The sequence below is a fragment of the Gordonia heveisoli genome (genome assembly GCF_030315745.1).
In the GTDB taxonomy this organism is placed as follows: domain Bacteria; phylum Actinomycetota; class Actinomycetes; order Mycobacteriales; family Mycobacteriaceae; genus Gordonia.
On sequence record NZ_JASXSH010000025.1, the window covers coordinates 39,058 to 54,441 of the forward strand.

Sequence of the window (15,384 nt, forward strand, 5' to 3'; positions counted from 1 at the left end):
GTCGATGGACGTGGTGTCCGGGTCAGAATCGGTTGAGTCGGAACGGTTCCAGCTCTTTACATGGGGCGCCCTGGGCGATCTCACGGGCGGCCAGTGCGCCGGTGATCGGCCCCAGCGTGACTCCGAGGGTGCCGTGCCCGGTGGCAACGTAGAGCCCGTCCTGTCCGTCGGCCGGTCCGATCACCGGCAGATCGTCGACAGTCGTCGGACGGTGCCCGACCCATTTGACCTCGACGTCGGTGGGCCGCCAGTTGTCGAGGTAGCTGAGTCCCTGCCGGATCACCGTCGCCAGTCGCTTGTGGTTCAGTTCGTGGTTGCGGACACCGATGTCGAAGGTCCCGGACAGTCGGACCGAGTTGCCGAAGGGGGAACAGGCGACCATGTTCTCGTACAGCTTGAGCGGATGCGTGGGCGCCACACCGGTGCCAAATGCGGTCATACTGGTGCCCTTGGCGGCTTCGAGTGGAACCTTGATTCCCAACGGACGCAGCAGCTCACGCGTCGGATAGGCTGCGGCCACCACAACCTGATCGCTGCGGAGATCACGTCCGGACTCCGTCGCGACCAGCCAACCGCGGTTCGAGTCGCGCCGTATCGTGGTGACCCTGTCGTGTTCGACGACGGTTCCGCCGTTGGCCACCAGGGATTTGGCCAATCCCTGTGTCAGGGTCTCGGGACGCACGTGGCGTTCGGTTTCCAGATGCAACACACCGGCGATGTCCCGATGCAGCGCAGGCTCGAAGGCCCGCACGTCGTCGCCGCGATATACCGAGAGTCCGCCCTGGTAGCCGAGCGAACGCATGCGGCCTGCCAGCTGTTCGTAGTGCTCGAGATTGCGTTCCTGCTTGAACACCACACCGAGTCCGTCGGTGTACTGATCGAAGCTGACACCGCGGTCGAGCAACGCATCGAAGTGGTCGAGTGCTCCGCGGGAGAACTCTTGCAGCGCAGCTGTACCCGCGGCGTTTCGCTTACGCGAACTGGCGCGCAGAAAGGACAGGATCCAGGCGGCGAAACCGGGTTCGAGGTGCGGCTGCATCCGCGCCGGACCCTCACGGGATGTGAAGCTGGCGAACGCATCTCGCACAGCTCCGGGCGCGGCTCGTGGCGTCGATAAGAATGGCGTGATCCAGCCCGCATTCCCGGCCGACGCCTGCGCACCGACTGCACCGGCATCGACGACAGTGACGTCGTGCCCGAGTTCGGATAGTTCATAGGCGCAGGCGAGTCCGACGACTCCCGCACCGACAACAGTGGTCTTCATGACTTGCTTTCTGTTGAGGGGTCGAGCAATTCGCGCACGGTTGACCGCGCGGATCGATAGGTACGGTCGAGAATCCCGGCAGCGGCGACTCCGTCATTGCGCTCGGCCGCGTCGATCAGATCGGTGAGATGACTCCAGGTGGACACGCCGCGCTCGGCTGCGTTCGCCGCCCAGATGTTCTTGTAGGGCCGGCATGAATCCCACAGGCCGCGAACCATGGTGGTCAGCAACTGATTCGGCCCGGCCGTGTACAGCGTGGTGAGGAGTTGCTCGTCCTCGGCGACCGCAGCTGCTACGTCGCCGCGGGCCGAGGCCTGCTGCAACCGATCCAGTTGGCCGCGCATGGCATCGACAACCCGGTCGTCGGCATACTCTCCGCCCGCCCGCGCGGCCGCCGGCTCCAACAGGATCCGAACGTCGTAGGTGTGTTCGAGTTCCTCGATGCTCAACTGCCGGACGGTCGCGCCTCGATACGGCTCGATGTGAATCAGCCCGGCCTGTTCGAGACGGCGAAAGGCCTCTCGCACCGGCATCTCGCTGGTGCCCACCAGGGTTGCCACCTCCCGGATCCGCAGCGGCTTCCCGGGCGCCCACTCCCCCGTCGCGATGCGCTCATGCAGCGCATGGAACACCTGATCGGTCAGGAGGGTCGAGTCTCCTCGACGCCCAAGCCGCACCGGTGCCGGTGGCGTCGAGGTGAATCCGATGGTGTCGGTCATGAGTTTGCTCTCGCGCTCGGTCCGGTTCATGCCCGACGGTGGGCCACGGCGTCGAACTCGACCTTCGAAGCACCACGGAACCTCGACACCTCGACGGTGGTGCGCACCGGCAGCCCATACGGTCCGATGACATCGAGGTAGACCTCGTTGAGAGCCGGCAGCAGCTCGATGTCGTCGACGAATCCGCTGATCTTGAGAACCGTCGACCAGTCGGCGCCGCCCGCTTGAAGTGCGTCAAAGAGATTGCTGAGCGCCACCCGGACCTGCTCGGAGAAGTCGTCCGGCACGGTTCCGTCGCGACGGATCGGGAGGGCCCCGCTGGTCCAGACCAGGTCGCCGAACGCGACGGCGGACGAGTACGGGGCCGCCGAGCTCTTCGTCGGTACGTCGAAGAGTTCGCGGCTGTCCGCGCTGGTCGTGGCGGTGACGGACTGTTGCATGTGACCTTGCCTCCATGGTCTCCGGCTTGTGATGCAGCCCACCATAAATGTGATCACATATCCCAGTCAAGTAGTTGTGATCACATATCGCCACGGGGTTTGAGGTTGAAGTCCCGAGGTGGAGCCGACGGATAGGCCGCCGTCACGCCCGGCTGAATCGCCCGACGGAGGATGTCAGCGCGACAAGTGGGCCGGTGCGGCGCCGTCGACCGTCAGGATCTTCCGGATCGCGGTCTTGGCGTTCTCGTATGACGCCCGCACCACACGCTCGGCAGTGTCGGCGTCGTTGACCCGGACAGCGGCGATCAGTTCGGGCTGATACGACCAGATCTCGACATGGCCGAGACGGTCTGGTCCGCCTGCCCACAGCGCCTTGTACGGGCGGCAGCGGTCCCACAGACCGTGGATGATGTCACGAATGATCTCATTGCCCGCAGCGCGGTACAGCTCGTCGAGCAGCGCTTCGTCATGATGCAGAGATCCCGTGACATCGCCTGAGGCAGTGGCAGATTCGATAATCGCGTAGTGTTCCTGCATGCGATCGGCGACGGCCGGGGCGGCGGCGAGTGCGCCGAGTCGGGCGGCCTCGCCTTCCAGCAGGATCCGGACGTCGTAGGCGTGTTCGAGTTCGGCCGTGTCGAGCCCGCGCACCCGGGCGCCCTTATACGGCTCGTGGATGGCCAGTCCAGACTCGACCAGCCGTCGGATCGCCTCGCGGACGGGCATGACGCTCGTCCCGACCAGGTCGGCGATGTCGCGGACCCGCAGGCGATAGCCCGGTGCGAGCTGACCGGAGACGATCCAGCCGCGCAGGGTCTCGAATACCTGGTCGGCCAACGGTGAAGCGGCGACCGTCGACGAGACGGCAGGTCCGGAAGACTCGTCGGCGCGAGTCGGTAGGTCCGCTTCAGACACAACCAAACAGTACCCGTGCGCGACCGATCGCCGATGCGGACACGGGTACCGCGCGTACGCACCTACCTTGGTCGGTGCGCTAGATGATCCGACCGCGGACGCATGCCCCCCGTACGCACCTACCTTGGTCGGTGCGCTAGATGATCCGACCGCGGACGCATGCCCCCCGTACGCACCTACCTTGGTCGGTGCGCTAGATAGTTGGGCCGCGGTCGCGTGGCGCCGAACGGCTCTCGTAGCGCATTCGACTTCGCGTTGAACACCACGAACAGGTTGCTACGCGGATAGGGCGTGATGTTGCCGGATGACGCGTGCATGCAATTCGAGTCGAAGTAGAGCGCAGAGCCCGCAGGCCCGGTCACCGTGTCGATGCCGAAGGTGTCCGCCAACACGGTGACCTCGGATTCCTCGGGGGTACCGAACGGCGGTCGATACGAGGACAGCGACTCGTCGTGATAGCCGTCCGGGGCGGCTCCGACACAGCTCACGAAACTCTGGTGTGAGCCGGGGATGATCATCAGCGCACCGTTGTAGGAGTGGTTGGGCGTCAACGCGATCGATACACTCAGCGCCCGTGGCGCGGGCATACCATCTTCGGCGTGCCAGGTCTCGAAGTCGCTGTGCCAGTAGAACGGTCCGCCCGCGAAGCCCGGCTTGAGGTTCACCCGGCTCTGGTGGATGTACACGTCGTCGCCGAGGACCTGTCGTGCGACCCCGGCGATGTCGTCGCGGGCGCAGATCTCGGCCACCAGATCACTGAGCTGGTGGACCGCGAAGAGCGACCGCACTGTGCCACCGTCGGATTCGCGGATGACACGGTCGTCGGCGCCGAGCCGGTCGGCGATGACGGCGACCTCGTCGAGGCAGTGACGGATGTCCTCGGCGTCGAGCACGTCACTGCGCTGGTGAAACCCGCGTGCCGCATAGGAACTCAGATCCTCGGCCGCCCACGGGCCGGGATCGTCGGGCGCGCCCCACACCACCGGATGTGGTCGCGGCTCCATCGGAACAGGCGCGGACAGTCGCGTGCGATAAACGTCGACCGGACCGGTTGCTGTTTGAGTTGTCACGATCATTCGATCCTTTCCCTCAATCGGCATCAATGTCACATCAATGACCGCATGTTCACTTGTCGTCGGCGCGATCGGCGCCACCTTCGAGGCTGACAGGCAATCTCGTCGAGGACAAACCAACTGCGTATCACCCTGTCTGGAGCGCAGCTCACCCGCCGGAACCTCATCCCCGGCCGGCGCGGCCCCCACCGAGACCGTCGACCAGCGCGGTCACCTCCGGTCCCGGTTCGACGCCGAGTTCGACATCCAGCACGTCCCGGTAGTGCCGGTAACGGCGCCACGCCTCGTAGCAGTTTCCCTCGTCAAGGTGAGCGCGAATGAGCGCCATGACCGCCGACTCGCGGAGCGGTTCGGCGCACACCGCCGCCAGTCCCGCGCGCGTCGCGAGACCATACTGTCGCAGGTGGGTCGAGGTTCGGCACGCCTCCTCCAGCCCCTGCACCCGCACCAGGTGAAAGGCGTCCTGGTCGTCGGCGAGCCACTCCTCGTACCAACCGGGAAGCAGGTCCCGACTCAGTAGATCTATCTGGCGGACGTCCAGCGGCGCACCGGCCAGCGCGGCATCGGCGGCCTGCCTGGCCTCATCGAGGTCCACCTGTGCGTCGATCCGGATCTCCCAGGATGACGCGCTGACCCAGTCGCAGGGGATCTGCCAGATCGCGCGACGCAGATTGGCACGGGCATGAGTTTCGGAGATCGCCGGCCACAGGCGCATACCCATCAGGCCCCGCTGCACCACGGGACCGTGGACGGCGAGATAGGCGAGGGCGCGCCGGGCTGCGGTGGGCAACTGTTCCTCAGGCGTCAACGACAATCGACCGAGTACGCCGACCCGCCGGATGCCTGCAGCACTCATGGCGTCGCCCTTCACCCCCGGTGAGGTTTCCCGTTCATGCGCGCGGACTTGAGTATCCGCGCCTGGCGGACAGCCCGCAAGACGCCACGGCAGGCAACGGTGAAGCGACGCCTACCGGACGCATTCAGGACGCACAGAGAACGAGAAAGCCGACATTTCGGCCAGATTCGGCGCATCCACGACAAACGATCGCGGACACGGATCGACTCGGACCGACGCGGACAATTTCACTGCAGGCGACCCGGCTCGGCTGTCCGACGACCGGCACCACCCGCAATGACCCGAGTTCCACACTCCGAACGACACGGAGGACCGCAATGTCGACCGACCAGTCATCGATCCTGTCGGCGCTACCGGAGACCCCGTTCGCCGAACTCCAGCCGACGGCCGAGACCGAGGAACCCGAAACGGTCGGGCTGCTGCCGTGGACGGAAAGCCCGTCACCATTCGCTGAGGCCGTCGGAACCGGCTTCGCTGCCACCGACGAACTCACCGATCAATTCGTGGACACCTTCGAGGAGTTCCGCGACGAGGCCTTCGACGAGGCCCTTGCGGAGCTGGTCGCGGAAACCTCCGAAGCGGCATCGGTAGAAGGTCATGGCGAGGCCCTCGAGGGTGTCGGCGACCGGCGCGAACAGCTCGCGGCCGCGCACCTCGGCCCGATCGAATCCGAGGCCGAGCAGTGCATCCAGCGATTCATCGACCATGTCGGGCACACGACACCGGAAACGATGAGCGAAGCCGAACTCGATCGACTCCTCGAAGGATTCGATCCCGGTCCGGCATCGTTGTCCCCGGCCGGCGAACAGTTCCTCGGTGGGCTTATCAAGAAGGCCAAATCGGTGGTCAAGAGCGTCGCTCGCGTCGCATCGGATGTCGTCGGCAAACTACCGTTCCTCGGACCGATCCTCGACAAGCTCAAGGGTCTGGTCAAGCCGTTGCTCCGGCGCGTCCTCGGGATGGCGATCGGACGCCTGCCCGCCGCGCTGCAACCCACGGCACGTGGCCTCGCCGCGAAGCTGGGCATCGCCGAGACCGAGTCGTTCGACGAACTCGAGGAGGAGGCGGCCGAGGAGAGCCTCGCCGAGGGTTTTGCGGGAGCACCGGTGGGCGTACTCGACCCGGAGACACTCGCCGAATCCTTCGACGCCGCGCTCGCCGAGGCGGTGGTCAGCCCGGAGGCGGAGGAGGGCGAGGCCTTCGGACCGGCCGATAGTGCGGCCGAGCAGACGGGGCAGGGCACCGAACTGGAACGACTCGCGGCAGCCCGTGGCCGCTTCATCACCGGGGTGCAGTCCGCCGGCCCCGACGCCGATCTCGGTCCGGTGACCGAGCAGTTCATCCCGGCGATCCTGCCCGCCCTCAAACTGGGACTACGCCTGATCGGTCGTAGCAAAGTCGTCAATTTCCTGGCCAAATATGTGGCCGGACTGATCTCGAAATGGGTGGGTCCCGCGCTGGCGCAGCAGTTGTCCCGATCACTCGTGGATGTCGGGCTCGGTGTCATCGGACTGGAGTCCGGTGGCGGCAGCCTCGAAGCCGAGACGGCGCCGGCGATGCTCGCGGCCACCGTCGAGGACACCGTGCGTCGAGTGGCCGAGCAGCCCGATCATGTCCTGGAGGACGAAACCCTGATGCAATTGGCCGTCGCCGAGGCCTTCGAACAGGCCGTGGCGGCGAACTTCCCCGCCCCGCTGGTCCGCCCGGATCTGCGTCCCGCACCGACGCTGGGCGGAACGTTCGTCACGCGGCACCCGCGGTCCCCACACGCGTACAAGAAGTTCACCCGCACCCCCGAGATCGAGGTCACCGCCGCACAGGCCGCAGCGGTTCGGACCTTCGGCGGTACCACTCTCGACTCCGCGCTCCGCGCACGCGGATTCGTGCTGCCGGCACGTTTCCGGGTCGAGATCTTCGAGGCCGGGATCGGTACCACGCTACCGACCCTCGCACGGATGGAGCATCTGCTGGGGCCGGGTGAGACTCGCGGCGCCTACGGCCGACTCCATCCCCTCACCACCGCCGCGGCGACCACCCTGTTGCGGGAACCGAAGTTGGGTGTCGACGTCCCGTCCCGGTTCCTGCAGTCTCGGCATCGAATCGCGGTCGGACAGCGCTTCTTCTGCCTACGGCCGGTCGGACAGTCGCCGGTGGCCGCCGCACCGGTCTCCCGTTCGACGACGAACTGCGATGCGACGACGCCGAGCGACCGGCGCATGCGCATCGACGTCGGTCGTGATCGGGCGCGCCTCGCGCTCTACTTCGCCGAACCCGACGCCCAGCAGATCGCGGCCGCGATGGCCGCCGACCGTACTAGTCCGGTGCTGCTCAAAGCACTCCTCGCCGCCCTGCGCGCCTCCGGCCGAGCGGTCGGTCGGAGTGACGGCGCCGTGCGCATGCGGTTACAGCCGAAGCCGACCACCGGGTTCGCACTGCGTCGCGGGGAATCCGAACTGGAGCGGTCCTGGGAAGCACAGTGGGAGAACGAGATGGAGCGCCGCGCCTGGGCGAGCCGCCCGCCGCGGCGTCATCATCACCGCGTCGCCCCCGCCCAACGCGCCGCGCTACGCCGCCGCATTCACGCGGCCGCCGGTACCGCATTGTCGTCGTGGACGCGGTCACACGGTCAGGAGTTCGTACGTGCGACTCAAGACGCGCGCTGCGGTGTCACCGTGCTGATCACCGTGCAAGGTCTCCGGGCCGCAACCCCGAACGCGGCGGCCGTCGACATCCGCGTCGTCCCGGGACGGCATCGGCCATGACCGCCGCCCTCGTCGACGACCTCGACCGTCAGCTGCAACACTGGCTCGGCGCGACCCGCGCCTGCCTGGATGCGGAGTCCTTCGCCAGCCGCCAGGCGTGGGACTCGCTGGAGCAGACTGTCGGGCTCCCGGTGCGGACGCGCCTCGCGCATACCGTCGACGAGCTGATCCGCGCCGGCCGCGCCGCCGAGAACTCCGTTCGCCTCGCCCGCACCCAACCGACCCAGGCTTCGGTCGCCGAGTCGGCGGTGGACAACTTCCGGCGTCGATACCTACAGGTGGAAACAACCTTGGCCTTCTTCGGCGCCGCGGTGAACTCACGTACCAGTCCCGGGCTGCGGGCCACCATGGCCACCCTCGACCAGCTCGCCACGCAAAGCATCGAGACCGCGCTGACCGGGACCGGGATCCCGGTCCCGCCGGTGTTGACCTATATCGGGGACGGACTGGGCGCCAGCATCATTCGAGCCGGCATCCGCCTGTGGGATCCGGGTACGGTCAATCCGGTCGCGGCCGTCAAGATCGTGCGCCACAACCTGTATCGCCCCACCTCACTGTTCCACGAAACAGGCCATCAGGTCGCCCACCTCACCAACTGGAACGACTCCGTCCGCACCGCTCTCGGCCGTGAGCTCGCCGATGACCCGGCCCTGCGCGCGATGTGGCAGCCGTGGAGTAGTGAGATCGCGGCCGACGTCTACGCGTTCTGCCTCACCGGGTACGCCGCGGTCCCGGCACTCTACGACGTCGTCGCCGACCCCCGCACCATCTTGCGCTGGCCGCTGGGTGACCCACATCCGATCGGTTGGCTACGGGTGCTGCTCGGTGTCGCCATGTGCCGCAACGCCTTCGGCACCGGACCGTGGGATGAGCTGGAACGGGCGCTGATCTCCGCCCACTCACCGGCCACCGCAGACGCGTCGACCGCCCCATTGCTCCGACGCTCACACGACCGGATCCGTGCCATCGCCGAAGCCTGTCTGTCCGCACCGGTCCCGGGTCTCGGTGGCCGGTCGATCACCACCGTCGCCGACCCGCAACGGGTTTCCCCGCAGGCGTTGTCCGAACTGGAGCGTCTGACCGGACCGGCGTTGTGGACCTCGCCGCACTGGCGCGGGACCGAAGGTATTCGGATCGTTGCGCTCGCAGGTCTTCGAGAAGCCGAACAGCCCGGCCGGGGTGGGGATTGGGTGGATCGCGCGCAGCGCTGGTTCAGTGCCCGTCCGGTCGCCGCGTGAGCCGTCACAGATCAGGAGGAACTCGCCGTGGACAACAAGAATCCGACCGTAAAGAGTCTCGATCACCGCATCAGTGGCGTCGAGGAACAGCTGTCCGGGCTGGCTGATGGGCTGGCCGGCGTCGAGGCCTCGTTGCAGGACCTCAACGACAACACCCAGGATCAGTCCGCGCGTATCTGGGCAGCCCTGGGCGTCGTCGGCGAACTCGACGGCGTCGTCAAAGGCATCGCCGAGGTCGCCGAATCCCTCACCCCCATGCGCCAGTTCGCCCCGCCGACCACCTACGAGCCGCTCGCACCGGGCGTTGCCAGAGCGCTCGGCGCCATCCGTACCGCATTGGGCGATCGGAGCCCGCTCGACTTCAACAGCCTCACCACCGACTGGGATGGCCCGGTCGGCTTCATCGGTGAACCGATCTCCGACTACCGGTCCGAGAATCGCTAGGCCTGACACACCCCGTCCCGACAGGAGCGCATCGTGATCCCCCAACTCGTCGATCAAATCGCCGGCACGCTGGCGGGCCCCGATCCCCGCGCGCAGGCTCAGGCCATGGTGCTGACCGCGGATCCGCTCGACCTCGTGCTGCGGATGGAACAGGTCTGGGACACCGCCAACATCTGGTCCCAGCCGACGTCCCCGGCCGGTCCCGCCCGCGCTGCGCTGTTCAATCTGGGCGCATTCGCCGGCGTCCCCTTGCCGACCGAACCAGCCTGGGATCACCTCATCTACGCCTATGCGATCGAGAACACCCGCGCGGCACAGATCCTCGGCCGCGTGGTGCGCGCCTTCCGCGCCGGAGAAGGCCTCGGTGTCCCTTCGGTGGCCACCCAGCGATGGCTCGATGTCACCGAGGCCCTGCTGTTCAACGCCAACAATCCGTTCCCCGCATGGCTGTCGACCAGCGGATTGCGTCCCGACGCCGAGGCGGTGCGACGCAACGCCTACTTCCGTATGTTCGGCATGGATCTCGCGCACGGCACCGACGCCAACGGCCCGTATCCTTTCGAGAAGGCCGAGGCATCCAACCGCGGCTTCGTCGCCCTGTTCGAGGAACTGCTGTTCGAGCTGTGGCGGGCCATCGAGAATGTTCGAAACCTGGTCGCAGGCAACACCACCGATGACGACCGGATCTACCGTCTGGCCGAGCAGATCCGTTTCATGCTGCGCTCCCGGCGGATCAACGGCGTGCTTGCGCGTGAGGAACTCGCCGCGACGACGGCGCTGGGTTGGGCGGAGCTGACCGTCAGCTCCAACACCCCGGTGGTCATCGACCTGAGGGCCTCGGCGACGAGTTCGGCCGACCGGCTCAAGGTCATCGGCGAACGTGTCCGGCTGAATGCGCATTCCAAGGCGGCCCAGTTCTTTTCGATGTCCGCCGAGTTGTCCTTGATGCTGCGCGCGATCGAGGGCGGGTGGATAACCGGCAGCGGCCAGTCCTGGCTGCTCTATCAGAACACCACGCCCCCCGCCGTCCCCCCGCTACCGCCAGGGCAGCGCCCGCTCGGCGTCGAGGTGCGCAGGGTCATCACCGAATGGGCGGCGGCCTCCGGTCACGAGCTCAAGCAGCGGGCCACCCCGATCACGCTGGTGCAGACGGCGGCACCGGCAGTCCGACGCTGAGACGAGGTGCGCCATGCCAGATCTGGACGGAACCGGCACCCAGTCACAGGCCTCCGACGCGGGTTGGGGTGAGCGCTCGCCGTTCGCCGATCCGGCCGAGGCCGAAACGGTGACACCGGGGGCGGCGTCGCCGTTCGTCGGCGGCGAGCAGCCGGCCGGCAGCGAAACCGCCTTCGGCGGTGAACACTTCTTCGACCCGGCACCGGCCGCCCAGGGCGAAGGGGTCGTAGGATGCGGCGGACCAGTGGCCGGGACGCCTCCGCTGATCTTCCGTGGCAGTGATGCGGCGCATTCGGCCAATCCCTGGGTCGGACGCGCGCAGACGCTGCTCAACGTGTTCCTCGCCCGATATCGAGACAGCGCCGAGACCTGTAGCGACCGTAGTAGCGCGACCCGGCAGTTCATGGTCACCATGCGCGGCAGGCTCGCGCAGATCAAACAGGATCCGCTGGTCGTGGACTGCAAATTCGGCCAGGGCACCGAGATCGCCACCATGATGTTCCAGGCGTGTCGAGGTCTCGTCCGCGACGGCAAGATCGGTCCCAAGACCTGGCCGGAACTCCTCTCCCTGGACGCGGCTCCCACCCCGGCACCGACCCCCACGCCCACGCCGACCCCCACGCCCACACCGCCCACGACCCCGGATGTGCGTGTACGCGAGGACGTCTGGCGTCTGAGCATCACCAGCACCTGGCATCCGACCATCCTGTGGTACGCCCGTGCCGTCGGTGCACTCAAGGCGCGCACCGATCCCGCCGACCCGTTGGCGTGGAGGCACCTTGGGCACCTGCACGGCGTCTTCGATCGGCCGTCCACCTGGCCGGCCGGCGCGCGGTGGAATCAGTGTGAGCACGACGGCTGGCATTTCCTGCCATGGCATCGCGCTTACCTCCATCACTTCGAACGCATTGTCCGGGCCGAGATCCAGCGTCTCGGCGGCCCGGCCGACTGGGCACTGCCCTACTGGAACTACAGCGACCCCACCCGGCGCCAGGACGTCCTGAAACTGCCGCCTGCGTTCCGCGAACGCACCCTGCCCGATGGCTCGCCGAATCCACTGTTCGAACCGCAGCGCGCCGCCGGCACCGTGAACGGCGTCCCGGTGTCCATGAACGCCGCCACCCTCACGCTCACCACCGACGATGTCGACACCGACACCGCTTTCAACGAGACCCTGTTCACCGATCCGCAGGCCTTCGTCCCCAGATTCGGCGGTGGCCGCGTCGCCGCACCGCACCACGACGGCAGCGACGGTCGAGGCGGACGCGGGCTACTCGAATCCCGACCACATGGCTGGGTGCACAGCCGGATCGGCGGTCTGATGGGCCAGTTCGAGACGGCGGCCGAGGACGCGATCTTCTGGTTGCACCACGCGAATATCGACCGGCTGTGGGAAGCCTGGCTCCGGAGCGGATCCGGCCGAGCCAATCCCACCCAAACCGACTGGCTGGATGTGACCTGGCGCCTCGGAGCCGGCGCGGCGCTGACCACGATCCGAACTCGAGACCTGCTCGATCCGCGTAGCGCACCACTCGGATACCGGTACTCGGACATGCCGATCACCCCGACTCCCGAGGTGGCTCTCGAAGCCGATACCGGCGGCGCGGGCGAGGGTCCGGCCCGGCCACCTGAACTCGTCGGTGCCAGCTTCGAGGCGATTCCGCTCGGACCGCAACCCACCTCGGCCAGGGTGAGCCTAGGTGCTCCGGCCGGTCCGTCGGCGGAGTTGCTGCGCCAGTCCGAGGCCATTCCGGACGGCGTCCGCGTCTACCTCCGACTGGAGAACATCACCGGCACCCGCGTACACACCGCGGGGGTCTTCGTCTACCTGAACATCCCCCCGGGCGGCCGACCGGCCGACTATCCGGACCGGCAAGCCGGTGCGGTGACCATGTTCGGGGTCGTCGAGGCCTCCCGCGCCGACACCGGGCACGGCGGTAGCGGAGTCAGTACCACCTTCGACATCACACGCATCGCGCGTGCACTCGCCGTTGCCGGCCAATGGGATTCGACGAAACTCGACGTCACCTTCGTACCGGCGCCGGACTCGGCGGGCAACGTCGGAGTTGGGGACGTCAAAGTCGGACGCGTGAGCGTGTTCTACGCATGACTCCACCCACGACGCTCGGCGGACGCGTCGGACCGCTGACCCAGTTGCACTGGCACCATCCGGAGTGGCCGGTGTACGTCGTGGCGCAGTTCGGCTGGCTGGTCATGCTCGTACCTCTTGTCGGCAACCCGGGTCTGATGACCCACGGGTCGGCACATCCAGGAGTCATCGGCCTTGCCATCGGTGCGGTGGCCATGTCATGCGCGATGATGGCACCACTCGTCCTTGACCGGTGCCATCACCTGGCGGTGTCGAGTCTGTGGACGCGCCGCTACCGTGCCATCGGCGCCTACCTCGTCGGATATCTCGGGGTGTGGGCCGTGGTCGGGTGTGCGATGGTCGGCATCGGCCATCTGGCGGCCTCGGTGTTCGGTCGGATCCCGGTGGTGGCGACCGCCGCCCTGGTGGCGATCGGCGTCGCCTCGGGAGACGGTCATCGGCGACGTCTCGCACGATGCTCGGCCACCCGACCACTGGCCCTGTCCGGATGGCGCGCCGATCGTGATTGCGTCGTCGCCGGCGTCGCGATGGCAGGCCGGTGCGTGGCCACCTCGTGGGCGCTGATGCTGCTGGCCATGGTCCAGCACGGATTGATCGTCGCGGTGCTGGCCGCCGCCGTGGTACTCGGCGAGCGACGAGGTCCCCTCACCCACCGCAGTGCATGGTGGTGCACGGTCGGCGTCGGGATCCTCGCGACCGTGCTGACGCTGAGCGCGTACGGTGCCGGCATCGGCGCGCTGCCGCAACCGCATGGCGGGCACTGAGTTCCCCGGCGTCATTCCGTCGTTCGACGTCAGCCGGATCGGCTCGGGTGCAGCGCAATTCAATCGAATGAACTCATGCCATCCGGCTGAACGATTAGCCGGTGCCGGGGCTTTCGCCGTGGCGTTCGGGCCGGTTGTATCGACGGCACACCCCCAAAGGAGCACACCATGAACCCCCGACGCATCGCCACCACCCTCGCCGTCTCGGCCGCCGCACTCGGCCTCGGAGCCGGAGCCGGACTGGCCCAGGCCACCCCCGGCCAGTACACCATCGGCGGAGACGTCCGTGTCGTCGTCGCCGTTTCCGACGGCAACTGCGCCACCGTCACCTGGCCCAAGGGCACCACCTCGACGATCTGCGACACCGAGAGCGTGATTCAGAACGACATCACCTCGGGCGACCGTTTCGGCGCGTCGGTGATCAGCTACTCCGGCGGCGGAGTCGCCTGCTCGGTTGTCGACATCTCCAGCGGCGACATCATCTACAAGGACGCGGCCGGCCCCGGCGCCTCCGCGGACTGCCTGCGTAAGGCCAACTGAGGTCCGCCACCACCGCTGATGCCCGCCGGGACGATACGCGCCACACGCGGATCGTCCCGGCTGTCGTATATCCCACACACCGTTTGCCGAGATTTTCAAATCGGTGATAGAAAATACTGGTTGATCCGATCAACTCCGTGCCACCACCCAGCAAGGAGACGCCCCCCCCCCGTGCCCACCATCCGCCGACGAGTAGCCCTGGTCGCCCCCGCATCGGACGAACGCAAAGCACGCAAGGCGCTGTCATCAGCCGCCGACGAGGTCATCCTCGACCTGGAGGACGCCGTCACGCCCGACCACAAGGAGTCGGCGCGCACGACGGCGGCCCGGCTGGTCGCCGAGTTCGGGACGACCCGCCCTACGTCCATCCGCATCAACGGTTTCGACACCCCGTGGGTCGACGCCGATCTCGCGGCCTGCGCACAGATGGGACCGGCACTGACGTCCGTGGTGCTGCCCAAGACCGAGTCGGCGGCCCAACTGGCGCACGCCGCCGAGCAACTCGGCGACAGCCCCGCACGCCTGCAGGCGCTGATCGAGACGCCTGTCGGCATCCGCGACGTCGACGACATCTGCCGCGACGCCCCGCGCCTGGACGCGGTGATCCTCGGTTACGCCGACCTGGGGGCCACCCTGGGCCGACCCGCAAGCGCACCCCGGACGGTCTGGCATCCCATCCAGGATGCGCTGCTGGTCGCGGCTCGCGCCGCGGGCATCTCGGTGATCGACGGCCCGCACCTCACCATCGCCGACGACGACGGGTTCCGGTCGGCGAAGATCTGGACCCGCGATCTTGGATTCGACGGCACCTGGGTCATCCATCCCGCCCAGATCGACACGGCCACAGACCTGTTCACACCCAGTGCCGAGGCGGTCGCCGACGCCCGCCGAGTACTCGTGGCCTTGACGGAGGCGGCCGCCCGAGGCGAGGGTGCCGCCGCCCTCGACGGCCGGATGCTCGATGAGGCGCTGGCGGTCACCGCGCGCCGGGTATTGGCCAACCACACCGGAGACTGACCCGCCGACCGCGGTGGGGGGGGGGGGGGGGGCCGGGGGGCCCCCCCCCCCCCCCCCCCCCCACAA

Annotated in this window: 14 protein-coding genes; 8 read left to right on the forward strand and 6 right to left on the reverse strand. The window is 67.6% G+C overall.

What is annotated here, in order from left to right:
* Positions 1-22 precede the first annotated feature (22 nt).
* The 6 genes from QSJ18_RS18030 to QSJ18_RS18055 all read right to left on the reverse strand — a co-directional run bounded on the left by QSJ18_RS18030 (position 23) and on the right by QSJ18_RS18055 (position 5,267).
* Complete coding sequence (locus QSJ18_RS18030) at positions 23-1,264, reverse strand: NAD(P)/FAD-dependent oxidoreductase (RefSeq protein ID WP_286328015.1); 1,242 nt, start codon at positions 1,262-1,264, stop codon at positions 23-25.
* On the reverse strand, positions 1,261-1,983 hold the full coding sequence (locus QSJ18_RS18035; RefSeq protein ID WP_286328016.1) for a GntR family transcriptional regulator: 723 nt from the start codon (positions 1,981-1,983) through the stop codon (positions 1,261-1,263). Before QSJ18_RS18035 ends, QSJ18_RS18030 begins: the two co-directional genes overlap by 4 nt.
* Positions 1,984-2,009: 26 nt before the next feature.
* Positions 2,010-2,423, reverse strand: coding sequence for a RidA family protein (locus tag QSJ18_RS18040; protein WP_286328017.1), 414 nt, complete (start codon positions 2,421-2,423; stop codon positions 2,010-2,012).
* Positions 2,424-2,597: 174 nt separating this feature from the next.
* Positions 2,598-3,338, reverse strand: a complete 741-nt coding sequence (locus QSJ18_RS18045; protein ID WP_286328018.1) for a GntR family transcriptional regulator — start codon at positions 3,336-3,338, stop codon at positions 2,598-2,600.
* Between the two features lie 176 nt (positions 3,339-3,514).
* Entirely contained in the window at positions 3,515-4,414 is a 900-nt protein-coding gene (gene thpD, locus QSJ18_RS18050) for an ectoine hydroxylase (RefSeq protein WP_286328020.1), read from the reverse strand.
* Between the two features lie 160 nt (positions 4,415-4,574).
* Positions 4,575-5,267, reverse strand: a complete 693-nt coding sequence (locus QSJ18_RS18055) for an AfsR/SARP family transcriptional regulator (RefSeq protein WP_286328021.1) — start codon at positions 5,265-5,267, stop codon at positions 4,575-4,577.
* Positions 5,268-5,584: 317 nt separating this feature from the next.
* On the opposite strand from QSJ18_RS18055, the gene QSJ18_RS18060 reads away from it, so the two are divergent.
* The 8 genes from QSJ18_RS18060 to QSJ18_RS18095 all read left to right on the forward strand — a co-directional run bounded on the left by QSJ18_RS18060 (position 5,585) and on the right by QSJ18_RS18095 (position 15,318).
* Positions 5,585-8,029, forward strand: coding sequence for a hypothetical protein (locus QSJ18_RS18060; protein ID WP_286328022.1), 2,445 nt, complete (start codon positions 5,585-5,587; stop codon positions 8,027-8,029).
* A complete protein-coding gene (locus QSJ18_RS18065) occupies positions 8,026-9,267 on the forward strand; it encodes a hypothetical protein (RefSeq protein WP_286328023.1) in 1,242 nt (413 codons plus the stop codon). Before QSJ18_RS18060 ends, QSJ18_RS18065 begins: the two co-directional genes overlap by 4 nt.
* A gap of 27 nt (positions 9,268-9,294) precedes the next feature.
* On the forward strand, positions 9,295-9,711 hold the full coding sequence (locus tag QSJ18_RS18070) for a hypothetical protein (RefSeq protein WP_286328024.1): 417 nt from the start codon (positions 9,295-9,297) through the stop codon (positions 9,709-9,711).
* 33 nt (positions 9,712-9,744) lie between these two features.
* Positions 9,745-10,887 carry a hypothetical protein gene (locus QSJ18_RS18075; protein WP_286328025.1) on the forward strand — a complete coding sequence of 381 codons (1,143 nt, stop codon included), beginning with the start codon at positions 9,745-9,747 and terminating at the stop codon, positions 10,885-10,887.
* A 13-nt stretch (positions 10,888-10,900) separates the two neighbouring features.
* Positions 10,901-12,997, forward strand: a complete 2,097-nt coding sequence (locus tag QSJ18_RS18080) for a DUF7868 domain-containing protein (RefSeq protein ID WP_286328026.1) — start codon at positions 10,901-10,903, stop codon at positions 12,995-12,997.
* A complete protein-coding gene (locus QSJ18_RS18085) occupies positions 12,994-13,761 on the forward strand; it encodes a copper chaperone (RefSeq protein ID WP_286328027.1) in 768 nt (255 codons plus the stop codon). The genes QSJ18_RS18080 and QSJ18_RS18085 overlap by 4 nt, the downstream gene beginning before the upstream one ends.
* A 168-nt stretch (positions 13,762-13,929) precedes the next feature.
* Complete coding sequence (locus QSJ18_RS18090) at positions 13,930-14,301, forward strand: hypothetical protein (protein ID WP_286328028.1); 372 nt, start codon at positions 13,930-13,932, stop codon at positions 14,299-14,301.
* Positions 14,302-14,472: 171 nt separating this feature from the next.
* Positions 14,473-15,318 (forward strand): HpcH/HpaI aldolase/citrate lyase family protein, encoded by an 846-nt coding sequence (locus tag QSJ18_RS18095; RefSeq protein WP_286328029.1) that lies wholly within the window; start codon positions 14,473-14,475, stop codon positions 15,316-15,318.
* The last annotated feature ends 66 nt before the right edge of the window (positions 15,319-15,384 follow it).